Consider the following 23,839-nt stretch of genomic DNA (forward strand, 5'->3'; position numbering starts at 1 on the left):
ATCGCGCGGAGGGAACACCTCGACCCGAAGCACCCCGCTGCCTCCCATCTGGCCGCACCACCCCGACATGTGCCCCCCCTCCTCAACGTCTCCGACGCCCGTGGGACAGTGCACCTCTGCCGCGTGGCGGAGGCGGGCTCGACGTCGCCGCTCCCACGTCGTGATCCTGTAGATACTGACTTTGGAGCGCACGTAAAGGCTTTTGTGCGCGTGTCCGATCGCCCGGTGATGCATTGCGTTCTGGTTTGTTTATTTCTCTCGATCGAGAGAAATTTTGTCAGATCGGTCGAACCCCGCACTCAGGATCTTCTCGCCGTGCCATCGGGTCTGGTTGTGCCCGACCCTGATTCAGGGGGAGCCTGGGCGGGCCCGGGGCAGCGCCGACGTCGCGTCCTCGACGATGACGTGCACCCGTCACTCGTTCTCGCCCGGACGTGTCTGGCAGCAAAACGTGCTCGGACCGGTGAGGGTGATCTGACCGTACGCCTCCCCGCCTCGCGGCTCGCAGCGGCCGGGGTTGTTGACGTGCCAGACCGCCTTCATGCTCTTGGGCTGGACCCCGGGGACCGGCGTGAGGCAGCCCGGGTCCTTGCTCGACGCCACACCGGCGGTGAGCATCTCGCTGCACGCCTCGTCCCGGAAGGAAAGGAGCATCAGAGAGCACGCGCCGCCCTCGGGGGGGCCGCATGCGCACGGCGTGCAGCGGCGCTCGTCTCTCAGGCCGTCGTAGAGGACGACATTCACCGGATAGTCCGGCGGGCAGGTCACCTCGCCCTCGCCGAGGTGCATGATGCACTGCGAGAAGCCCCGCTGCTCCTCGGTCGGAACGCACGTCTTCGGAGAGATGCAGGTATCTTCCAGGAGGGTGCCCGAGCAGGCTTTTCCGGAGCGATACCACCACGAGACGAGGCGCGGCACCGGAGGGGGCTCGATGCTGGGCTCGCATGGCCTCACCTGGGGCGAGCCCAGCAGGAGCGACTTGCGATCGCTCGCCAGCGCCTCGCTGGGCACCACGCAGGTGCCGCTCAGGATGTCCCGGGCGTCGTGCAACCCCAGCTCCGCTCCATCGCACCTCAGCGAGGCGGCCGTCCTGAGGCCGTCGGGCAGGGCACACGCTGGCTCGCTGCACCGACATGGGTCGCACGCGAAGGGGATATCAGGGCTCTTGTATCCCACGTACACCGTGCTCGGGGCGCTGGCAGGGCACTGTGGCTCATCCACCGTCCTGCCCACCCAGAGCAACGCAGGGCCGTCGAAGCCCTCTGGAGCCGGGTTGACACACACGCCGGCGCACGTGCCGCATTTCACTATGCACGCGTCGGGGTCGAGCGCCGTTCTGCATTGTTCTGCGCACGTCAGGTGAGTCATGCCGCCGAGCATCTCGCAGCCTACGAGGCACGCGGTGAACAGCAGCGCAAGCGCGAGATCGGTCCTCTTCATGAGACCTCCTTTGGGGCAGAGCTCGCAGCCCTCGGCTTACTACAGATCCGGAGGTTCCAGGCGAAATCGGTCCGGGTAACGCGAGGAAGGACGCTGCGGGACCCATTACGGAGCCGGCTGGTGAATTCTACGTGTCCGTGAAGATGGGCAGTTTTTGTCAGCTGCGCGGGGTGGCTGGGTGCAGCGACGCATTTTGTGAAATGAAGGTTCATCGCATCACGTAATTTCTCGGCGGCCGCGCGCGACCTCGCACAACCACGCGCAACGACGTCGTTGGTGGCCGGCACGCGGTGCGCCGCGCCTTCCGGTGCCCGGGCGGAGCGCCGCGCACCCCCTCGTTGCCTTGCGTCCGAGCGCTGCCGGGCGGCCGCTGAAAGCGCTCGCGGAGCGCGCGCTTTCAGCGTTAGGCTCTGCATCCTGATGAGTGGGGATCCACCGGATACCGAGCCCGCGCTGCATCAGGCGGCGCCCCGTCCTCAGGAAGAAATCGGCTCGCGGGGGGCGGCGTGCGGCGCGCCGGTCCCGTCCGCGACCGTCCTGCTCTCGTCCGGTCGGCGCTACGAGATGGAGGCGGCCGTGGCGGGCGATCGGCTGATCGTCCGCGGAAGGGACGGCGAGATCGTCCTGCAGATGGAGATCACCGACGCCGGCCCGGTGCTGTCGTTCGCGGCGCCCGACGGCGAGCGCCCCGGCTCGCGGCGGGGCGCCCGGGCGGGCGAGTCGTCCGTGCCCCCGAGGCGCGCGGCCTCGCCGCCGCTGTCCGCGATCGTCCCCCTGTCGAACGGGAAGGGCTACCCCTCGGAGGGCGAGGCCGCCGAGCCCGTCGCGGTGCCGCGGGCCATGCCGCTGCCCTCGATCAAGCCCCCGAACGAGACCGAGCTGATGGAGCTCGACGGCGGCAACGCGCGGTCGGGGGTCACCCTCCGGCGGTCGCCCGGCGAGCCCGGCGCGGCGAGCACGGCGCCGGCCGCGCCCGCGCCGTCGGGCCTCGCGGCCCGCGAGCCGGCCTCGGAGCAGGACGTGCCCGGCAAGCCGAGCGCGCTGCCCTCGCTCAGCCTGCAGCAGTACGCGGCCCTCTGCGCCGAGTCGTCGGTCGGGCTGGCGTCGTCGTTCGATCGGGCGCTGCTGCGCCACGGCATCGCGGACCGGGACCTGTGGAAGGCCGTCGATCGCAGCTGGCAGGACCGGCTCGAGCGCGAGCCGATCCTCACCCTGCGCTGGATGGAGCTCACGACGCGCTACCGCGAGCACCTGACGCGCCGGTAGAGCCCGTCGCGTCAAGCCACGCGCCGTGCGAATTCCTGCTACAGCAGCGCCCCGCCCTCGCAGGGCAAGCTCCTGGAATCTGGAAGACGAGGCGGCGGAAAAAGACGCCCGAGCCTCTTCCCGTCCTCTCCGTCTTCCTGTGTACATTCTCAAGAAGTGGCGCCGGTCCCTGGCGAGCGCGCGAGCGCGCGTTCCGCCAGGGCAGGTCGTCGGCGTCTGGAGTCGCTGTGCAGGGTCTTCTCGAAGCCATCAGAAAAGCCTGTCTTCCGGGCCTCTGGTCCCAGGGCGTGAAGCTCGCCCGCGAGGGCGCTGCCTTCGGCCGGGAGGACCGCGGCGATTCCGTCGTGGTCCGCGTCAAGGCCGCCGGCCAGCCCGTCGCGCCCACCGTCACCCTCTACCCCGCGGACGCCGAGTGGACGTGCGACTGCGGCGGGAAGGTCGACCCCTGCGCCCACGCCGCCGCGGCGGTCATCGCGCTCTCGCAACCGGCGGCGCAGGGCCAGCCGGCGGCGCAAGGCCAGCCAGCCGCGCCCGGCCAGCCGGCCGCGCCCGGCCCGCCGGCCGCGCAGGGCGGCGCCGCGGCCGTGCCCTCTCCGGCGGCGCGGCTGCGGTACCGGCTCCGGCGCAAGGGCCTCGTGCTCGCCCTCGAGCGGATGATCGTCCACGCGAACGGCGCCGAGGAGCCGCTCCGGATTTCGCTCGCCAGCCTCGCCGGGCGCGCCGTCAGGGCGCCGGCGGGGGCCGAGCGGCCGGGGCCGAGGCTGCCCGAGCTCTATCCGACGCACGAGGACCTCGCGGTCGATCGGCTCGTGGGCACCAAGCAGCACGGCTACTTCCCCTCGGATCGCCAGCCCGAGCTCTTTGCCGCGCTGGCCGGCGTCGCCGACGTGGAGCTCGACGGCGCGCCCGTCCGCATCTCCAGCGAGGCGATCGGCCCCCGCGCGACGGTGCGCGATCACGACGACGGCGTGGCGCTCGTCGTGGAGCGGGACCCGCGCATCGACGAGGTGATCGCGTCGGGCGTCGTCCGGTGCGGAGGCACGCTGCACCTGCTCCGGGAGATGGACCTCACCGGCCCGAAGCTCGATCGGCTGCCGCTCCGGCGCGTCTTCTCGCGGGGCGACCTCGGCAAGCTCGTGACCGAGGTCCTGCCGGAGCTGACCAAGCGCGTCCCGATCACGGTCCGGAGCCAGCGCCTGCCCCGCGCGGGCGGCGCCTCCCGCCCGCGGATCCTCCTCGAGCTCAGCCAGAAGGATCACACGCTGTCGGTCGTGCCCAGCCTCGTCTACGGCGACCCGCCCGAGGCGCGTATCGAGCACGGCCGGCTCGTGCACCTGTCCGGCCCCGTGCCCGTCCGCGACGAGGCCGCGGAGCGCGTGCTGCTCATCCGGCTGCGCGATGAGCTGCACCTCATCCCCGGCCGCCGGGTCGACTTCGACGGCGCCGAGGCGATCCGCTTCGCCTCGCGCCTCGAGGCGTGGGACGCCCGCGCCTTCGCCGAGGCGCGCGGCGAGCTCTTCGGCAAGGCCGAGCTCGTGCCGCGCTTCGTCGTCGACGACCGCGCCTTCGACGTCGAGTTCGAGCTCTCGACGGGGCGCGAGGACGGCGCGGGCGAGGGGGGCGATGCCGCCGGCGCGCCGCCGAAGCGCGCGGACGCCGCGGCCGTGATCCGGGCGTGGCAGGACGGCCTGCCGCTCGTGCCGCTCCTCGGCGGCGGGTGGGCGCCGCTGCCCGCGGCGTGGCTCGAGAAGTACGGCGCGCGCGTCGCCGACCTGCTCGCGGCGCGGCGCGACGACAAGGAGGTGCCGCCGGCGGCGCTCCCGGCGCTGGCCGCCCTGTGCGACGAGATCGAGTTCCCGCGCCCGTCCGGCTTCGACAAGCTGATGCCGCTGCTCGACGGCTTCGCGTCGCTCCCGGAGGCGCCGCTGCCGGCCGACCTGACCGCGACGCTGCGCCCGTACCAGCGCCGCGGCGTCGACTGGCTGTCGTTCCTGCGCGACGCTGGCCTCGGGGCGGTGCTCGCCGACGACATGGGGCTCGGCAAGACGCTGCAGACGCTCTGCGCGGTGCGCGGTCGGACGCTCGTCGTGTGCCCGCGCAGCGTCGTGCACAACTGGGCCGACGAGATCCGGCGGTTCCGCCCCGGCCTCCGGTTCGCGATCTACCACGGCGCGCGGCGCGCGCTCGATCCCGCGGCCGACGTCACGCTGACGACGTACGCCGTGCTCCGCAACGACGTCGAGCTGCTCGCGGCGCAGGCGTGGGACATCGTCGTGCTGGACGAGGCGCAGGCGATCAAGAACCCCGACAGCCAGGCGGCGCGGGCGGCGTTCGCGCTCCGCGCCGAGCTGCGCGTGGCGCTGAGCGGCACGCCGGTCGAGAACCGGCTCGAGGAGCTCTGGAGCCTGCTCCACTTCACGAACCGCGGCCTGCTCGGCGGGCGCGGCGCCTTCCAGGAGCGCTACGGCCGGCCGATCGCCGAGGGCGCGGCCGGCGCGGCGGCAGAGCTGCGGCAGAAGATCCGCCCCTTCGTGCTGCGGCGGATGAAGCGCGAGGTGGCGCCCGAGCTGCCGCCGCGCTCGGAGATGGTGCTCTACTGCGAGCTCGAGGAGCCCGAGCGCGAGCTCTACGAGGCGGTGCGCGCGGCGACGCGCAAGGACGTGGTGGAGCGGCTCGCGCAGGGGGCGAGCGTCATGGCGGCGCTGGAGGCGCTGCTCCGCCTGCGCCAGGCGGCCTGCCACCCGGCGCTGATCCCGGGGTCGAGCGCCGGCCCCGCCGACGCGGCCGCGGCGTCGGCGTTGCGGAGCGCGCCTTCCTCCAAGGTGATGCGGCTGCTCGCGGCGCTGGAGGAGTGCGTGGCGGGCGGCCACAAGGCGCTCGTCTTCTCGCAGTGGACGTCGCTGCTCGACCTCGTCGAGCCGCACCTCACCGAGGCGGGGATCCCGTGGAACCGCCTGGACGGCTCGACGCGCGACCGCGCCGGGGTGGTCAACGCGTTCCAGTCGCCGGGCGGCCCGCCGGTGATGCTCATCTCGCTCAAGGCGGGCGGCACCGGCCTGAACCTGACCGCGGCGGATCACGTCTTCCTGCTCGATCCCTGGTGGAACCCGGCGGTCGAGGATCAGGCGGCCGATCGGGCCCACCGCATCGGGCAGCACCGCCCTGTGCTGGTCCACCGGCTCGTCGCGAAGGACACGGTGGAGGAGGGGATCCTCGCGCTGCAGGAGCGGAAGCGCGCGATCGCGGGCGCCGCGCTGGGCGAGGCGGACAGGGCGGTCTCGCTGACGCGGGACGACCTGCTCGCGCTGCTGGGGTAGCGCGAGCGAGGGGGGGGAGCGCGCGCCTCGACGGGGCTCGTCACGCGCCCGGCGTCACTTGCAGGTCACGTCGCCGGCTTGCGAGGGTTGAGCCTCCATGGGATGAGCGGCCATGATGCGAACGGTCGTCTTTCCCCTCGCGGCGCTGCTCACGTCGCTCGCTGCGTGCACCGTCAACAGCCCGCGAGAGCCGGCGCCCGAGCCGCATCCACCGGCCTCGCCCGCGGAGCCCTCCGAACCGCCGACGACGCAGGCGCCGACCGCGCAAGAGCCGACGACGCAGGCGCCGACCACGACGGCGCCGACCGCGGCCCCGGGGCCCGGCGGCGACGACCCGCTGCTCGGCACGTGGAGGTCCGCGGCGTGCGGCCCCCGCAAATACGAGCGCGTGCTCGCCTTCGCGAAGGGCGGCAGCTTCACCGCAGAGGATCGCGTCTCGCCCTGTCCACCGAAGGTGGCGTGCGTCTGGTCGGGCATCGTCCAGCGCAAGGGAGCGTTCAAGCGCTCCGGCAACGCCCTCTCCCTCTCGGTCGCCGAGGCGTCGCGGGGGCCGGGCGGCCAGGAGTTCCCGACCACGCTCACCGTCGACGCCGCGACGGGCGCTCCCGTCGAGGCCGGCGAGGGCGGCAAGCCCTGCCCCTACCAGCGCTGACCCTCCGCGCGCCCGGGCTCTCGCCGGTGCGGTCCCCCGTGGCCGCTCGGCCGCCGGTTCGCGCCTGCGCGCCCGCATGCTATGCACCGCCGCTTCGATGAGCTCCGAGAGCGAAGCCGCCGGCGCTGGCGGGCCGTTCACCGCTGCCGATCTCGACGCCTGCCTGCGGGTGCTCGAGTCCCTTGTCGACGACCGCGCGCAGCTCGCCTCGATCAGCGAGGAGGACCGCCGCCGGCTCCTCCTCGCCGCCGGCCGCGTCTCGCGCCCCGAGCGCGCCGAGCAGCGCGAGCTCGCCAGGGCGTTCCGCAAGAGCGATCGGCGCGCTCAGAGGTCGGCGGACACCGCGCTCCTCGACGCGGTCGGCATCCGCGCCGCCCGCCGTGAGCCCGTGTTCCGCACGCCGGACGCCCCGTCGCTGGCCATGCCCCCCGCGCCCGCCGCCCCCGCGCTGTCGCCGCCCCTCGCGCAGGAGCCGCCCCCCGCGGAGGAGCCCGCGCGGCCGGGCGAGCGCGGCGCGCCGGAGCTCGCGAAGCCGCGCAAGTGCTATGTCTGCAAGGTCGAGTTCCGCAAGCTGCACTTCTTCTACGATGCGATGTGCGGCCCCTGCGGCGACTTCAACTACCGCAAGCGCAGCCAGACGGCCCCGCTCGACGGCCGCGTCGCGCTGGTCACCGGCGCCCGTGTCAAGATCGGCTATCAGGCGGCGATCCTGCTGCTCCGCGCCGGCGCGCGGGTGATCGTCACGACCCGCTTCCCGCACGACGCCGCCCGCCGCTTCGCGTCCGAGCGCGACTTCGACGGCTGGGCCTCGCGGCTCTCGATCTACGGCCTCGATCTCCGCCACACGCCGAGCGTCGAGCGCTTCACGCGGCACCTCCTCCACACGCTCGACCGGCTCGATTTCATCATCAACAACGCCTGCCAGACCGTCCGGCGCCCGCCGGGCTTCTACGGTCACCTCATCGAGGGCGAGACCGCGCCCGTCCACGCCCTCCCGGAGGTCGCGCAGCCGTCGCTCCGGGCTTACGACGCGCTCCGCGAGCGCGGCGAGCTCCCCCTGGTCGCCGGCGGCGACCCCGCCGCCGGCCTCCGCGAGCCGGCGCTGCTCTCCCAGATCCCCGGCCCCGGCGACGAGCCCCTCGACGGCGTGCTCTTCCCCAGAGGCCGCTACGACGCGGACCTCCAGCAGGTCGATCTCCGCACGATGAACAGCTGGCGGCTGACCCTCGCCGAGGTCCCGACCGTCGAGCTGCTCGAGGTCCAGCTCGTCAACGCGGTCGCCCCCTTCGTGCTGAATTCGCGGCTGAAGCCGCTCATGCTGCGACACCCGACGTTCGACAGGCACATCGTCAACGTCTCCGCGATGGAGGGGCAGTTCTACCGTCGTTACAAGACGGACAGGCACCCTCACACCAACATGGCGAAAGCCGCGCTCAACATGATGACGCGCACCTCCGCGCCCGACTACGCGAAGGACGGCATCTTCATGAACAGCGTCGATACCGGGTGGGTCACCGACGAGGACCCCGCGGCGCTCGCCGCCCGCAAGCTGGAGGAGCACGGCTTCCACCCGCCGCTCGACATCGTCGACGGCGCCGCCCGCATCTGCGACCCCATCTTCTCCGGGCTCCTGAGCGGCCAGCACCTCTCCGGCCAGTTCCTCAAAGACTACATGCCGACCGATTGGTAAGCGCGGCCGCCGCCCACGCCAGGGCGCTGCTCCACCCCGCCCGGCCGCCGGCGAGAGGCGCCCGGCGCCGAACAGATCGAGAGAGGCTCGACCGGCCGTCCGCGCGGCACGCTTGATGCGCCGGGCGGCGCGTCTTCGCCGGCGCGCCCCGGCGGTTTGACGCCGCGCGTCTCAGTTCTTGACAGCCGAGATGGGCCGCTGATAAGCGATAACTTAACACTTACCAGGAGGGAGCGCTCCCATGGAGAGCCTGATTCACACCCCGCTGACCCGCTTCCTCATCCAGGCCTTCCTGATCATCGCCTGCGCGCGCCTCGTGGGCATGGTGGCCCGCCGGCTGGAGCAGCCGATGGTCGTCGCCGAGGTCACGGCGGGCATCCTGCTCGGCCCCTCGCTGTTCGGCTGGGTGTTTCCCGATACATCGGCGGCCCTGTTCGCCTCCGAGTCGCTGCCGCTCCTGAAGCTGGTGAGCGAGGTCGGGCTCATCGTTTTCATGTTCCTCATCGGGCTGGAGCTCGACCCCAAGCTCTTGCGCGGGCGAGGCCACGCCTCGGTCATCATCAGCCACACGAGCATCATCGTGCCGTTCGCGCTCGGCGGGCTGCTCGCGCTCTACCTGTACCCCCGGCTCTCCGACACCTCCGTCCCGTTCATGTCGTTCACGCTGTTCATGGGCGTGGCCATGAGCATCACGGCCTTCCCGGTGCTCGCGCGCATCCTCACCGAGCGGCGCCTCCTGCGCTCGAAGGTCGGCGCCCTCACGATCACGTGCGCCGCCGTCGATGACGTGACCGCCTGGTGCATCCTCGCGTTCGTCGTCTCGATCGCGCGTGCCACCGGGCTCGTGGGCGCCGTCTGGACCACCGTCTTCGCCATCGTCTACATCGGCGGCATGATGTTCGTGGTCCGGCCCTTCCTGGCCCGGCTCGGCGAGCGCGGCGCGAACAAGGAAGGGCTCTCGCAGGACCTCGTCGCCATCACGCTCCTCCTGCTCATCGTGTCGAGCTGGATGACCGAGATGATCGGCATCCACCCGCTGTTCGGGGCCTTCATGCTCGGCGCGATCATGCCGAAGGGCACCGGCTTCGCGCAGAGCCTGGCCGAGAAGCTCGAGGACTTCGCGGTGGTCTTCCTGCTCCCGCTGTTCTTCGCCTACAGCGGCCTGCGCACTCACATCGGGCTGCTCAACTCGGCCGACGGCTGGCTGATGTGCGGCTTCATCATCGTGGTCGCCTGCGTCGGCAAGTTCGGCGGCAGCGCCGTGGCCGCCCGCCTCACGGGCCTGCGCTGGCGCGAGGCCAGCGCGCTCGGCATCCTCATGAACACGCGCGGCCTGATGGAGCTCATCGTCCTGAACCTCGGGCTCGATCTGGGCATCATCTCGCCCACGCTGTTCACGATGATGGTGCTCATGGCGCTGGTCACCACCTTCATGACCACGCCGCTCCTGCGCTGGGTCTACCCGCCGGAGGAGCTCTCCAAGGAGCTCGCCGACGTGCCGGACCGGACGCCTCTGCCCACGGCGGCAGAGGTGTTCACCGTGCTCATGTGCGTCTCCTACGAGCGCTCCGGCCCCGGCATGGTGACGCTCGCGAGCGCGCTCGCCGGCCACGGCCCCGAGGCGCGGCGCCTCTACGCCCTGCGCCTCATCCGGCCGACCGACCGCGGCTCGTTCTACCTCGACCAGGGGCCCGAGCGGCACGGGGCGGCCGCGCTCGCGCCGCTCCTCTCGCGGGCCAAGGAGCTCAGCGCTGACGTCCGGCCGCTCTCCTTCGTCTCGCCCAAGCCGAGCCACGACATCTGCAACGTCGCCGACGTGAAGCAGGCCGATCTCGTGCTGGTCGGGTGGCACAAGCCGCTGCTCAGCCAGACCGTGCTCGGCGGCACCGTCTACGAGGTCATGCGCGGCGCCCGCACCGACGTCGGCGTGCTCATCGATCGCGGGCTCACCGCGGTCCGCAAGCTGCTCGTCCCGTTCCACGGCACGTTGCACGACAAGGCGGCGCTCGCGCTGGCCCGCCGGCTGGCGCAGCAGGTCGGCGCCGACGTCACCATCCTCCACGTGGTCAAGCCGAAGCGCAGGTCCGACGACGCGCTCGGCGCGCAGGAGGCGGTCGACGAGGTGTTCGAGGGCGAGGAGGGCGGCGCGCTGCGGAAGTCCAAGGTGGTGCTCAAGGTGGTCGAGCACGACTCGCCCGCGGACGCCGCCCTCGAGGAGGCGGGTCGCGGCTACGATCTCGTCCTCGTCGGCGTCGGGACCGAGTGGGGCCTCGCGCAGCGCCGGTTCGGCATCCGCGCCGAGCACGTCATCCAGGGGTGCCCGACCTCGCTGCTCGTCGTGCGGTGCTACGAGCCCGCCGCCGTGCCGGCCCCGGCCCCGGCGCCCGCCCCGCAGCTCCTCTCGACTTCGCTCGCGGCCGAGACCGATCGCTCCTGAGCCCCATGCCAGCGATCTCCGACGCTGACAGCGCCGCGCGGGCGCGCGTGCTCGCCGAGTTCGGGGCCGCGCTGCGGCTCCTCCGCGTCGAGGCGGGCCTCAGCCTGCGCGCGCTCGCGCACCGCATCGGCGTCTCCAGCGCGTACCTGAGCCGCGTCGAGCACGGGCACGACGCCATCCCCACGCCCGACCGGCTCACGGCGATCGCGGGCGCGCTGGAGCTGCCCCCGGCGGTGCTCCTCGAGCTCGGCCACCAGGTCGAGCCGCTCGTCTCGCGCTACCTCGAGCGCGTCCCGGCGGCGAACGCGCTCTTCGTCGAGCTCGCGCGCCGCAACGTCAGCGGCCCGCAGCTCGCGCGGGTCAAGGCGTTCATCGACGCCGAGTTCGCGGTGAGCGCGCCGTTCGGCGTGGCGCCCGCGCGGCGCCTCAGCGGGCTGCTCACGCCCGAGCGCATCGTGCTGCACCTCTCGTGCGTGCACATCGAGGACGTCATCGACGTCGCGGCGTCCCGGCTCGCGCCCCCCGGCGGCGCGCTGGCCGCGAGCGCGCTCGCCCAGGAGATCCTGCGGCGCGAGCGCGAGTCGCCCACCGCGCTCGGCAACGGGGTCGCGGTGCCGCACGCGATTATCCCCGGCGTGCGCACCGCGGCCGTGCTCGCCACGCTGGCCGAGCCGCTCGCGGTGCCCACGCCGGGCGGCGCCCCGCTCCGGCTGCTCGTCGTCCTCCTCTGCGGCGAGGGCGGCCGCGCGCACCTGGAGCTGCTCGCTCAGGTCGCCAGGCTCGCCGGCCACAACGCCGCCGAAGTGCTGTGCGCCGCGCGCGACGCCGAGCAGCTCATCGATCAGCTCGCGCAGCTCGAGGCCGGCTGCGGATGACGGAGGCGGTCCCCTCGGCGGCGCGCCCGCCGGCCGCCGTCACTTCACGCGGACGAGGCGCTGCACGACCGACGAGCCGCCGCGCGCGTCGCGCAGGACCGCGGTGAGCGTGGCGATGCCCGGCTCCGCCGGCGGGATCCACTTCACGGCGTGGTCGCCGAGGTCCCCCTTGGCCGCGTCGCTCACGAGCTTGATGCCCCGGTCGAGGTCGCCCAGATCGGTGAAGTAGTCGACCCAGACGATCTCCTTCAGGTCCTGCTGCTTCGCGTCGGGATCGTCCTCCGCCACGTTGGGGGGGATGATCGCGTCGAGCTCGTAGGCGTGGCACGCGGTGAACGGATCCTCCGCGCTGCACCCCGCCTCGCGCCGCTCCTCTCGGCCGATGGGGCAGCGATCGACGTTGGGGATCTCGGCGAAGTCCTCCGGCATGGGCTCGCCATCGAGGGTGAGCCCCAGCATCTTCGGGTTCGCGTTCGCGCGGTTGTCCTCGAAGCTGTAGATCTGCGTGTAGCCGGCCACGAAGCTGTCCGGGCCGAGGCGGCGCCCGCGGTCGAAGCAGGCGACGGGGAAGGTCCCGGCGCGCCCGGTGCCCTGGTCTTCCACGACCTTGAGCTCCCCGGTGCAGGCGACGAAGAAGACGTAGGCGCTCCCGGACCGCGGGCCCCCCGTGGCGGGCGCCTCGCGGCCTTCGAGGATGTCGTCCGAGATCGTGATCGTGTACGTGTCGCCGAAGCCGGGACGCACGCCGTTGAGATCGGGCATCGGGATCGTCGGGTCGTCCTTCCGCGCCTCCTCCCACTCCTCGAGCTTCGCGGCGAGCTCGGCGAACTCCGGATAGCAGCCGTAGTAGTCGTCCCCGTTCGGGTTCTTGCACCCGCCGAACCAGTACACCGAGACCGGCCGCGACCCTTCCTCGGGGCCGCCGAGCCCATCCTGGTAATGGATCCTGAAGGTGACCTGAGCTCCGGGGGAGGCGTACGAAGAGCTCTCCGGCTCTCCTTCTTGGGTCTCGACGTCGGCGACCACGGCGAACACGCGGAGCCCGTTCACGAGGCTCGGCGGGTCGAAGCCCGCGACGCACCCGGAGGCGATCGCCGGCGCGGTGAGCGCGCCCAGCGCGAGCGTCCCGAGCACCGCGCGCCGCCACCCGCGACCCGCGCCGGCGCGCCTCACCGCGCCGCCCATCGCTCGCGTCGATCGCATCTCAGAACTCTCCTCGCAGCCCGAAGCTCGGCAAGACGGGCAGCCCTGTGACGTACTGGCGGGCGGTATAATTATAGTTGTACTGAATCGCCTCGCTGTTCGCGTTGTTGTAGACGTTCTGCACGTCGAGGTAGGCCGAGAGCTGCCAGCTCTTGAACTTCCACGACTTGTCGAGGCGCAGATCCAGCTGGTGGAACGGCGGGAGCCGCTCGCTGCTCGGGCCGGAGAACGGGATCGGCGTATAGGTCCCGGTGGGCGCGTAGAAGAGCGCGTTCGTGCGGTACGGGTCGCAGCTCTGCTCGTTGACGTTGCACACGTTGGGGGTGGCCAGGTTGCCGGAGACCAGGCGGAACCGCGCGCCGAACTCCCAGCCGTCGCCCAGGCGGTAGCTGCCGAGCACCGTCAGGATGTGGGTCTGATCGAACGGGACGGGCCGCTCCGCCTCGCCGATCCCGGGCACCCGCGTGCTGCGCGACAGCGTGTAGGCGGCCCAGCCGAAGAAGCGATTGTCGGGCTTGTACTTGAGCAGGAATTCGCCCCCGATGACCCTGCCGGACCCGACGTTCTGGTAGTCGAGCTGGATCGACCCGGGTCGATTCACGCCGACGATGAGCTCGTCGAGCTGCTTGTAGAACCCCTCGGCCGACGCCTCGATGTTCCGGGTGATGTCCTGCTCGACGCCGGCCGCGTAGTGCAGCGCCCGGGTCGACTTCAGGCCAGGGTTGCCGAGCGGCGGGATCACCTCCTGGAACTGCGGCGGCTGGTGGAACACCCCGACGCCGCCCTTCACCGTCGTCCGCGGGAACCCCTGGACCACGTCGAAGCGCCCGTTCACGCGCGGGCTCACGGTGGCCCGCTCGTTCAGGTCCTGGTAGTCGAGGCGCAGCCCCGGGACGATCTTCGCCCGGGGGCTCGGGGCGAGCTCGAGCTCGGCGTAGGCCGCGGGGTAGAAGAAGCCGCCGTCGCGCGAGACCTCCTGGAGGGGGCGCGTCGAGAACGGCTGATTCGGCGGCTCGCCGGGGCGGCTCGGCGCGGGGGCGCGGAAGTTCACCGCGTAGAGGCCGGCGTAGACGTCGAGCCCCGCGTTGAAGACCGCGCCCTTGGACAGCCGCCGCACGTACTCGAGGCGGCCGGAGAGCGTCTTGAGATCGAGCTGGAAGTAGATCGGCCCGATCCCGAAATCGGCGTCGTCGCGCGCGACCGCGAGCACGGCGTCGAGCCGGTCCCGGTCGGTGAGCTCGTGATCGTAGCGGAGCTGCAGGCGCTGAAACGCGGTGTGCAGCCCGACGTTGCCCGAGAGGGCCGGCTCGTTGGGCGCCGGGTCGCTGAGGAGCACCTCGAGGGCGTCGTCCGAGCCGAAGAACGTGAGGCGGAGGCGCGACGAGGGCGTCGGCTCGGTCTCGAGGAGGACCTGGTAGTCGTAGTAGACGGGCGCCTGCGTCACCCCCGCGCCCGCGGCCTCGAGCACCGGGCCGAACGACTCGCCGATGTAGCTCCGCCGGCCCGCCACCATGAAGCGCGTGTTCTCGAGGAAGGGCACGGGCCCCTCGAGCAGGACGCGCGCGTCGATGAGGTCCATCTGCGCGAGGCCGTGGAGCTTGCCGTCCTCGTTGGGCGAGCGCAGGGCGACGTCGACGATGCCGCCCTGCACGCGGCCGTACTTGGCGCTGAAGTTGCCGGGGTAGAAGTCGATCTTCTCCAGCATCTCGGTCGGCACGACCGAGGAGAGGCCGCCGAAGTGGTAGATGAGCGGCACCTGCGTGCCGTCGACGAAGGTCTGCGTGTCCTGCGGGCCGGAGCCGCGCACGATCAGCAGGCCGGCGAGGGTGGGCGGGCGCGCCACGCCGGGCAGGTTCTGGAGCGAGCGCAGCGCGTCGCCGTTCGTGCCGGGGATGCGGTTGATCTCGCGCTGCTCGAGCGTGCGCTTCGTGACCTCGCGCGGCGGCCTGTCGCCGCGGACCGTGACCTCGAGGCCCTCGCCGCGGGGCAGGAGCCGGTACTTCACCTCGATCTGCTCGCCCGCGGCGATCTCCTCCTCGACGGAGAGCGGCTCGAAGCCGGGCGCGGCGACGGTGACCTGGTAGCGCCCCGGCGGCAGATCGGCGAAGACGAAGGCGCCGCCCTCGTCGGTCGTGAGCTCCGGCGCCGCGGCGTCGCCGGCGGCGCGCGCGCCGGCGACGCGCGCGACCGAGACGGTGGCGCCGGCGAGCGGGACATCGCCGCCGCTGGCGAGCACGGTGCCGCGGAGGTTCTCGGCGGGCCTCGCCGGCTCGCCGGCGGCGGGCGGCGGCGCGGCCGTCTTCAGGGTGAACGAGTAGCGGTACAGGATGCGCGCCGCGGCGGGGGTGCCGTCGGCGCGGCGGGCCGGCTCGAACTCGAGCTTCTGGGCCGCGGCCACCGCCGACTCGTCGAACCCGTGCCCCGCGCTCTCGACGACGACCGCCTGCTTCACGCGCCCGTTGCGATCGATGTCGAGCTGCAGGGTCACCGACCCTTCGAGCCCCTGCTTCTCGGCCTCCGGCGGGTACGCCGGGGGCGTGTAGTTGAGCGCCCGCGGCGGCGTCGCTCGGCCCGCCGGCGCGGCCGTGGGGGCAGGGGGCGTGACGATCGCGCCGCCTTGGCCCCGGGGCACGCTCGTCGGGCCCGCGGGCGCCTGCGGCTCCCCCTGACGCTGCTGGCCTTGCTCCTGCTGCTGCGCGCGCGCCGCGGAGGGCGAGAGCGCGGCGAGCACGAGCGAGAGGAGCGCCGCGGCGCCCGGCCCGCGGTGGCCTCGCGGGTGCGGGAGGGGGACGACATCGGTGAGGGCGGAGGCGGGCTCCTGCGTCATCACGAGGTCACACCGGGTCGCGCCGCTTGAGCACCACGCAGAGCGTGACGAGGAGGACGAGGGTCATCCCGGAGAGCACCGCATAGGGCATCCAGGTCTGATCGTACGTGGTGAAGCCCCACGCGCCCGCGTAGTTGTCGGCGGCCATCTGCGCGATGGCGCACTTGAACTTGCCGCCCTCGATGAAGTCCGCGGCGCTCGAGTCGGTGCGGTGCAGATCGATGACCCAGGCCGGGGACTCCGCGGTCGCGAGGCGCTCGGGCGCGATCGCGCCCTCGAAGCCCCAGCGCGCCGGGATGATGTACATGAGCGGCCGGAGGTGCGGCACGGTCGTCATCGGCACCATGAGCCCGCCGAGGACGACCTGGGGGATGAGCGCGATCGGCGTGAGCGCCATGGCCGCCTCGGACGAGGCGACCACCGTGGAGAGGAGGAGCCCCATCGCGACGGCGCTGAGCGAGGTGGCGGTCAGCGCGGCGAGCTGCATGGCGAACGCCTGCATTCCGCCGTGGAAGCCGAGGGTGAAGAACACGATCGCGAGCAGGACGGTGCACTGGACGAGGCAGAACCCGGCGAGCAGCAGGTACTTGGAGAGCACGTAGTTGACGAGCCCCAGGTTGACCATGCGCTCGCGGAGGTAGATGGCCCGCTCGCTGACGATCTCGCGCGCCGCGTTCGAGGTCCCGAACCAGACCGCGGCGACGACGAGGAAGAAGATCGCCGCGGTGTGGTCGGTGGTGACCTCCATGCCCTTGATGACGTCGGTGCTCTGATCCGCGCCGCCCGCGCGGCGGCCGAGCTCCTGGAGGGCGCCGAGGCACCACGCCGGGATCGCCTTCTCCTGCCCGCCGAAGACGATCGCGAGGAGGATGCCGATGATCGGGGCCTGGAGGAGCATGATCAGGGTGCCGCCGAGGTCGCGCTTCTTCACCTTGAAGTAGCGCGACAGGAGCAGGCCGAGCTGCCCCTTGGTCGTGGCGCGGCCGGCCGGGATGCCGCGCTGCCCCTGCCCGGTGCCGATCTCCCGCCGGCCGGAGTACATCCGCCGGTACGTCGGGTTGGCGTCGCTGAAGAACTCCTTGCGCCACTCGATGGCCGCGAGCCGCCTGGCCTCGCCGCGCGACGCGTTCGGGTCCCGCGCGCGGAGCTGGTCGAAGATGGGCCGCTCGCGGAAGGCGAGCATCTCGAACATGTCGCGCGGGTTGTCGACGTCGTTGGGCTGGCCGTGCCGCTCCTTCCAGCTGCCGAAGAAGCGGTACGCGTCGGGCTGGGTCGGCCCGAAGAACATCGGGATGCCGCCGTAGCCGAGGATGAGTGTGTGGCTGAACTTCTCGAACTCGTCCTTCGCCGGCTGGTGGATCGTCATGATGATCGTCTTGCCGGTGGCCTTCGTGAGGTCGTGCAGCAGGGTGATCAGCGCGGTCGTGTCGTCGGCGGCGAGGCCCGAGGTCGGCTCGTCGAGGAAGAGGATGACCGGGTCGGTGACGAGCTCGAGCGCGATGTTGACGCGCTTGCGTTGCCCGCCCGAGAGGATCTTGTTCTCGGGCTTGCCGATCTGGAGGTTCTTGACGCCCTCCAGGCCGAGATCCGTGATGGTCTGCTCGACGCGCGCGTCGATCTCGGCCTCGGTGTAGTCGGGCGGGAGGCGGAACTTCGCGCTGTAGCGGACCGCCTCGAAGACGGTGAGCTCCGGGTGGACGAGGTCGTCCTGCGGCACGTAGCCGATGGAGCCGCGGAGCGTGTCGTAGATGTTGTAGAGGTCCTCGCCGTTGATGCGGACGACGCCGCTCGTCGGCGGCAGGTAGCCGTTCAGGGTGAGCAGGAGCGTCGTCTTGCCGGCGCCTGACGGCCCCATGAGCGCGATCATGTCGCCCGGCAGCGCCTTGAACGACACGTTGTCGAGGAGCGTCTTCTGCTCCTGGGGGTTGTCCCTGTCGGGGACCTGGAGGGCGAGGCTCCACGCCTCGATCTCGTAGAGCGGGCGCCCAGCCCAGCGATCGGCGGAGTACGCTTCCTGGATGACCTCGACCGCGCCTGCGCCCCCCATCTCGATCTGGAGGGGCATGGGCCCGATGTAGATCTTCTCGCCGCTCTGTACGGCGATCTTCTGGCCGGGCGCGATGCGGTTGCCGCGGACGTACGTCCCGTTGGCGCTGCCGCAATCCTCGACGTAGAGCTGCCCGTTGATCGAGTGCAGGAGGGCGTGGTGGCTCGACACCTGCGGGTGGGCGAGCACGATGTCGTTGTCGGGCGTGCGGCCGATCCGCTTGACGTTCGACCCGCCGCCGGAGAAATCGAGCTGGCCGAGGACCGTCTTGTTCTTCCGCCCGGGCGCGCCGGCGGCGGGCAAGGACGACGCCGCCTGCGCGGGCGGCGGCGCGTAGCCGCCGGCGGGCTGCGGCGGCGGCGCGTAGCTTCCGGCGATCGGCTGCTGCGACGGCGTGTAGCCGCCGGAGGGCTGCGGCGGCAGGGCGCTCGTGCCGGCCATGGCGCCCTGCGCGACGGGCAGCGCCGACTGCCGGGCCGCCTGGGCGAGCTGGACGAGCAGGCTGACCTGGACCGGGACGGGCCCGAAGGCGACGGCGCCCTGCGGATCGATCGGCGTCGGCGCGCCGGGAGCGATGCGCTGCGCGCCGACGTAGGTGCCGCTCGTCGAGTTGTGGTCGATGACCATCATGCGATCGAGCGTGACGGTGGCGTGCTGGCTCGAGACGCTCGGGTGCTGGAGCACGAGGGAGGCGCGCGTGGGGTCGCGCCCGATCACGACCTGTCCGGGCGCGGGCGCGAGCGACCCGGGCGACGCCATCATCAGCGTGATGGCCGGGTGGTTGAGCGGCACCGGCGTCTGCGCGACGACGAACTGGGTGCGGAAGTCGAACGGGAGCTGCTCTCCCGGCGCGAGGGGCCGCCCGTTCGCCGATGCAGGCCCTTGACCGCAGGCGAAGAGCAGCTTGCCACCACCCTGATTGATGATGCGCGCGTGCTCGGGCAGGACGCCGGGAGCGACGAGCACCACATCGCAGGTGGGGGCGCTGCCGATCGTGATGCTTTGTTTACCTAGCCCCGGGATCATGCGGGCCGCGTTTCACCACAGGCGGTTGGGGAGAGCAAGGAAAGAGGCGCGTGGTGCTCGCTGCGACGGCGCGGTGCTGCTCGCGGCCGTGGGCGGGAGGGAGCGCGTGTCGGGTGACGCGTGACGCGCGACGCGCGACGCTAAGCGTTCGCCTGCTGGGCGCGAAGAGAGCTTCAGAGCGGAGCGTCGTGACGGCCGGGAGCCGGGCGGCTCAGCGCATCACAGGTCGAGGAGCATGAAGCCGGCGCGGACCTCCTCGAGGGAGGGCATACGGGTCGACTGGGGCTCGTCTTCCATCTCCGTGGGCGCGCCATCCATGTCGTGTCCGTACTCGAGCTCTTGATCTCCAGGCATGGAGGAACCTCCGGAGAGCTAGGCTAATCCGGAATCTGGTCCTTCTTCAATTGCATTCCGCGGCCGAGGTCGTCGCGCGGCGGTCATCCGTTCATGTTGGTGCGTGGGGACGTCGTCGCGCCGTCGCGCTCAGCCGGCGGCGAGCTTCCAGAGCAGGAGGGCGACCAGCGCGAGGATCACGACCGAGATCGAGGCGATGAGGGCGATGTAGACGCCGCGCGAGGCGCGCACGGTGCTCGGGACGCCCGATGCCGTGGACACGGGCCCGGAGAAGCTCGGCGCTGGAAGGGCGCGCGGTCCGGTCGCGGCAACTCCAGGTGCGTGCGGCGGGGCAGGGGCGAGGTACGGGGCGGCGGCGGCAGGGGGACCGCCCGGCGCCGCTGCGTGGTGCCCCGAGAAGGCCACCGAAGCGGGAGGAGCGTCCTGGTCGATCGGGTGGGGCGGTGGGCCGAAGGCGGCGCCCGGGTGAGGCGGGGCGCCGAAGGCTCCCGGGTGAGGCTGTGCGCCGTAGACGGCGCCGGGATGAGGCGGGGCGCCCGGGTGAGGCGGGGCGCCGAAGGCTCCCGGGTGAGGCTGTGCGCCGTAGACGGCACCGGGATGAGGCGGGGCGCCCGGGTGAGGCGGGGCGCCGAAGGCTCCCGGGTGAGGCTGTGCGCCGTAGACGGCGCCAGGCGGGCCCAGGACGGCGCCCGGGTGAGGCGGGGCGCCGAAGGCTCCCGGCGGAGGCTGCGCGGCGTAGGCGGCGCCCGGGTGAGGCGGGGCGCCGAAGGCTCCCGGGTGAGGCGGCGCGCCATGGGCCATCGGAGAGGGTGCGGGTGCCGCGGGAGCGCTCAGCGGAAGGGGAGACAGCACGGCGCGCGCATCGGGCGCGAACGTGTGAGGCATCGGCGCAGGGCCTCCCGGCACGGTCGTGGGCAGCGGGTGGACGGAATCCATCGCTGTCGGACTCACGGCAGGCGCGCTGTCGGCGGCGGTCGGGCGCACCGCCGGTGCGCCGTGGGCGATCGTTGGCGCCACGGCGGGCACGTGGTCGGCGGCGGTCGGGCGCAGCGCCGGCGCGCTGTCGACGGTTGTCGGGCGCAGCGCCGACGCGCGGTGGGCGGGTGCTGGCGCCACGGTCGGCGGGTTGTCGGTGGCCGTCGGGGTCAGAGCGGGTACGACGTCGGTGGCCGTCGGGGTCACGGCGAGCACGCCGTTGATGGCCGTCGCGGCCGCGGCGGTCGCGCCACCGGTGGCCATCGAGGCCAGGGCGGTCGCGCCGTCGGCGGCTGTCGGGTCCGCGGCGGTCGCGCTGCTGGTGGACCCCGGACGCCGCGCCGGCGTGCCGGTGGTGCCCGTCGGGATCACGGTCATCGCGTCGCTGGCGGACGCCGGGTGCAGCGCGGGCGCGCCGGTGGTGCCCGTCGGGATTACGGTCGTCGCGTTGCTGGGGGACGCCGGGCCTGCAGCAGGCGCGCTTCCAGCGGTCGCCACGCCCGGCGACCCCTCGGGGCGCGTCATCGCGACGGTCTCCTGAGGGCCCGAAGCGCGCGCCTGGTCGACGCCGTCGCCGTCGCCGCTTGCCCCCGGCGGCCCGTGCGCGATCGTCAGCGAGCGGCTGCCCGTCTCGATCACCCGGACCATCTGGACGGTGATGTTGTCGTGACCGCCGCGGTGGTTCGCGAGCTGCACGAGCATCCTGCATGCGTGATCGATCGAGCCCGACGCGAGCGCCTGCCGCGTGCACCCGAGGATGTCCCCGCTGAGCACGAGATCGGTGAGGCCGTCGCTCGCCTGGATCAGCACGTCGCCCGGATACAACTCCATCGGCTCGGGTCGAACCTCGACCTCCACCTCCGGTTTCATCCCGAGCGCGCGCGTGATCTTGTTCGCGTCGGGGTGGCCGATCGCCTGCGCCTCCGTGATCATGCCCGCGTCGACCATCCCCTGCACCATCGAGTGGTCGCGCGTGAGGGGGTAGATCTGCTGGCTCCGGATCACGTACGCGCGGCTGTCGCCGACGTGCGCGACGTCGACGCCGCCACCGTGGAGGACCATCGCCACGACGGTCGAGCCCGGGCGGACGCGGTTCTCCGCCGGCCCGCCCAGCTGATAGACGCGGCGCCCCGCCTCCTCGATCGCGGCCTTGAGCGCCGCCCTCGGATCGATGGCGGCCGGCGTCTGCTCGATCACCTCGAAGAGGGTCTGGATGGCGGTGCGGCTCGCCTCGCTGCCCCCGTAGTGCCCGCCCATGCCGTCGCACAGGACGCAGAGGTGACCGAACCTGGTCTCGGCGTAGCCGCACGCGTCCTCGTTGACCTGCTTGTTCGGATCCCGACCCGCATCGCTGGCCTGGGCGAACTCGATCTTGAGGTGCGGGGAGGACTCGGTCGGGGGCATCATGGGGGGGGCGTCGCTTGGGGCGTGAGGCCGGGGGCCCCGGACACGCTACTCCAAACGGACGTTGAACTCGACGGGGCCGAACCGCAACGAGGCACCGGGCGGCACGGGCGTCCAGACGCCGGCGGCCACGCGCTGACCGTGCACATAGGTCCCGTTGTTGGAGCCCTCGTCCCGCACGAACAGCTGACCGGCCTCGAGCTTCACGCTCGCGTGGGTGCCGGACACGCGCGGCTCCGAGAGCGCGATCAGGCACGAGGCGCCGTCGCGCCCGGCGCGCACCTCGGCGCCGGGGTGCACGGTGAAGATGCCCGCCGCGCCCGAGAGCGTCGCCCGGCTGACGCCGCCCGGGGGAGGCGCCATCATCGGCCCGCCGCCGTAGCCGAAGTCGCCCGGCGGAGGCGGCGCGGGTGCGTAGGGCGGAGGCGCCCCGCCGCCCGCCACGATGGGCCTCGGGGGCGCCGCCGCCGCCGCCGCCGCGCCGCGCCGCCGGCCGCCGCCGCTGCCGCCGCGGAAGATGGAGACGAGCAGCAGCACGATGACGACGCCGCCGAAGGTGACGCCGGCGATGAGCAGGTACGGCAGCGGCGCCTCCTTCGCCTTCAGCGTGAGGATCTTGTCGGCCGTGACCGCGCTCGTCCGCCGCGCGTGGTTATCGTAGACGATGAGGCGCGCCGTCATCTGGTCGCCCTTGCCCACGAGGAACTTGTCCGTGTCCGGGAGCTCGAACTCGACGACGCTGTCCCCGGCAGAGACCGCCTTGCCGCGCATCCCGCTGTCGATCAGCGTCCGCTGGGCCTTCCTCGCGTCCTCGATGTTCCCGCCCTGCAGCGACTGCGGCGCGGCCTGGTTCTTCGGGACCATGTAGATCTCGGCCCGCTGCGCGTTGCCGCCCCAGCAGAAGTTACCGAAGATCTTGATCGTGCTGCCGGGGTAGATCGGCGACTTCTTCGCGGCGCGATCGGTCGCGTCCCGGTCGATGTCGAGCGGCCACACGGTGGGATCGATGCCGACGGGGACGTTCTGGAACGTGGCGTCGCCCGCGATCGGCGGATCCGTGTTGATGAAGGCGAGCTTGAACGTCTGCGTGATGCTCGGAGCGACGCACGAGACCCGCCACTTCACGATGTGCATCTTGTTGAAGCGGGTGCGGATCGCGTTGACGATGTTGGCCGCGCGCCGCTGCTGGCCGTCGCGCACCACGCTGAAGAAGCCGCCGATCTCGGTGTTCGCCATCCCCTCCATGAACTCGCGGGCGTTCGCGGTGAACTCCTCGACGAGCCGGCTCGGGAACCAGATCGAGATGACGGGCACCGGCGTCTTCGGCAGGACGTCGTTGTTCTCGGGGAACCGCCCCTTGGTGAGGTAGTCCCGGAGCAGGTTCGACGCCGCGGCGGTCGAGCTCGGGTCGGCGCCGGCGGCGCCGTTCGAGAGGACGACCAGCGCCTGGTGCATGGGCACCGGGACCCCCTGGCCGGCGTTGCCGAGCTCCTTGAACGCGTCGGTCGCGGCGTTCTTGATGATCGTGAAGAGCGGGCGCGTGCGCCCCTGCGTCGGGTAGGTGCGCGTGACGCCGCCGATGGCTTGCGCCGCCGTCTGCTTGTTGCTCACCCACTTCGAGTCCTCGACGACGCCGCGATCGTTGAAGAACATCACGTCGACGATGTCGTTCGGCTGCATCGCGTTCACGAACGCGCTCGCGACCGCCTTGGCCTCGTCGAAGCGGGTGCCCATGCTCGACGCGGCGTCGATCAGGATGAGCCACGCCGTGCCGACGCCCGGCTGCCCGGCGCTGTCGCCCCACCGGGCCTTCGACTCGAACTTCGCCGGCAGGTCCGTGCCGTCGACCGTGACGGAGAAGATCGCGTTCTTGTCCGGGAAGTCGAAGGACGAGTAGAGCGCCGACGGCTGCTCGATCGCGTCGGAGACGCAGTCGAGGTTCGCGTCGCCCGTGAGCGCGGCGCAGGTGCGGGTGATGTCGCTGAGGCGCTTGCTCTGCACGACCTCGAGCACGGTCGTGAGCACGGGCGACCCGTCCGCGGTGCTCGCGCGCGGGTCGATGCGGAGAAGGTGCGCTTCGGGCGCGGCCTCGGCGCGGCGCGGTCCGCCGAGGAGCGCGAGGACAGCGGCCGCGAGCGCGAGCAGCGGAGCGCAGCGGAGGGGGTTGCCCCCGCGCCTGCCGCGACGGGCGGAGGCGCTCATGGAGTGGATCGGGCGAGTCGCGTCATGAGAGGGAGTCATGCGTGGGGATCTCCAGCGAGCGCGAGGGAGCAGAGGAGCGCTCCCCGCGCGAGCGGGGCGGCCGCCGCGCGCTGGCGGCGGCTAT

13 protein-coding genes are annotated in these 23,839 nt (G+C 72.4%); 6 read left to right on the forward strand and 7 right to left on the reverse strand.

Translation table 11 applies throughout. The features are described from left to right. Positions 1-414 precede the first annotated feature (414 nt). On the reverse strand, positions 415-1,440 hold the full coding sequence (locus WMF36_RS12445; RefSeq protein ID WP_437579813.1) for a hypothetical protein: 1,026 nt from the start codon (positions 1,438-1,440) through the stop codon (positions 415-417). Positions 1,441-1,860: 420 nt separating this feature from the next. Between WMF36_RS12445 and WMF36_RS12450 the strand changes: the two genes are divergently transcribed. The 6 genes from WMF36_RS12450 (at position 1,861) to WMF36_RS12475 (ending at position 11,677) form a co-directional block, all read left to right on the forward strand. After that, complete coding sequence (locus WMF36_RS12450; RefSeq protein ID WP_437579814.1) at positions 1,861-2,706, forward strand: hypothetical protein; 846 nt, start codon at positions 1,861-1,863, stop codon at positions 2,704-2,706. A 227-nt stretch (positions 2,707-2,933) separates the two neighbouring features. Beyond that, complete coding sequence (locus tag WMF36_RS12455; RefSeq protein WP_437579815.1) at positions 2,934-6,023, forward strand: DEAD/DEAH box helicase; 3,090 nt, start codon at positions 2,934-2,936, stop codon at positions 6,021-6,023. Between the two features lie 112 nt (positions 6,024-6,135). Further along, positions 6,136-6,675, forward strand: a complete 540-nt coding sequence (locus WMF36_RS12460; RefSeq protein WP_437579816.1) for a hypothetical protein — start codon at positions 6,136-6,138, stop codon at positions 6,673-6,675. Positions 6,676-6,772: 97 nt separating this feature from the next. Next, positions 6,773-8,365 carry an SDR family NAD(P)-dependent oxidoreductase gene (locus WMF36_RS12465; protein WP_437579817.1) on the forward strand — a complete coding sequence of 531 codons (1,593 nt, stop codon included), beginning with the start codon at positions 6,773-6,775 and terminating at the stop codon, positions 8,363-8,365. A gap of 241 nt (positions 8,366-8,606) precedes the next feature. Then, positions 8,607-10,802, forward strand: a complete 2,196-nt coding sequence (locus WMF36_RS12470; protein ID WP_437579818.1) for a cation:proton antiporter domain-containing protein — start codon at positions 8,607-8,609, stop codon at positions 10,800-10,802. A 5-nt stretch (positions 10,803-10,807) separates the two neighbouring features. After that, a complete protein-coding gene (locus WMF36_RS12475) occupies positions 10,808-11,677 on the forward strand; it encodes a PTS sugar transporter subunit IIA (RefSeq protein WP_437579819.1) in 870 nt (289 codons plus the stop codon). A gap of 39 nt (positions 11,678-11,716) precedes the next feature. Here WMF36_RS12475 and WMF36_RS12480 read toward each other — a convergent pair whose 3' ends face one another. The 6 genes from WMF36_RS12480 to WMF36_RS12505 form a co-directional block, all read right to left on the reverse strand. Continuing rightward, positions 11,717-12,880: a hypothetical protein gene (locus WMF36_RS12480; RefSeq protein ID WP_437579820.1), complete on the reverse strand. Its 1,164-nt coding sequence runs from the start codon at positions 12,878-12,880 to the stop codon at positions 11,717-11,719. 1 nt (position 12,881) lies between these two features. Next, positions 12,882-15,707, reverse strand: coding sequence for a TonB-dependent receptor domain-containing protein (locus WMF36_RS12485; RefSeq protein ID WP_437579821.1), 2,826 nt, complete (start codon positions 15,705-15,707; stop codon positions 12,882-12,884). Between the two features lie 7 nt (positions 15,708-15,714). Continuing rightward, the gene (locus WMF36_RS12490) at positions 15,715-18,780 is read right to left on the reverse strand and encodes an FHA domain-containing protein (protein ID WP_437579822.1); all 3,066 of its coding nucleotides are present in this window, start codon (positions 18,778-18,780) and stop codon (positions 15,715-15,717) included. Positions 18,781-18,999: 219 nt separating this feature from the next. Continuing rightward, positions 19,000-19,134 carry a hypothetical protein gene (locus tag WMF36_RS12495; protein WP_437579823.1) on the reverse strand — a complete coding sequence of 45 codons (135 nt, stop codon included), beginning with the start codon at positions 19,132-19,134 and terminating at the stop codon, positions 19,000-19,002. Between the two features lie 129 nt (positions 19,135-19,263). After that, complete coding sequence (locus tag WMF36_RS12500) at positions 19,264-21,516, reverse strand: protein phosphatase 2C domain-containing protein (protein WP_437579824.1); 2,253 nt, start codon at positions 21,514-21,516, stop codon at positions 19,264-19,266. Positions 21,517-21,561: 45 nt separating this feature from the next. Beyond that, positions 21,562-23,715: an FHA domain-containing protein gene (locus tag WMF36_RS12505; RefSeq protein WP_437579825.1), complete on the reverse strand. Its 2,154-nt coding sequence runs from the start codon at positions 23,713-23,715 to the stop codon at positions 21,562-21,564. Between the last annotated feature and the right edge of the window lie 124 nt (positions 23,716-23,839).

Source organism: Sorangium sp. So ce887, assembly GCF_051521455.1.
GTDB lineage: Bacteria > Myxococcota_A > Polyangia > Polyangiales > Polyangiaceae > Sorangium.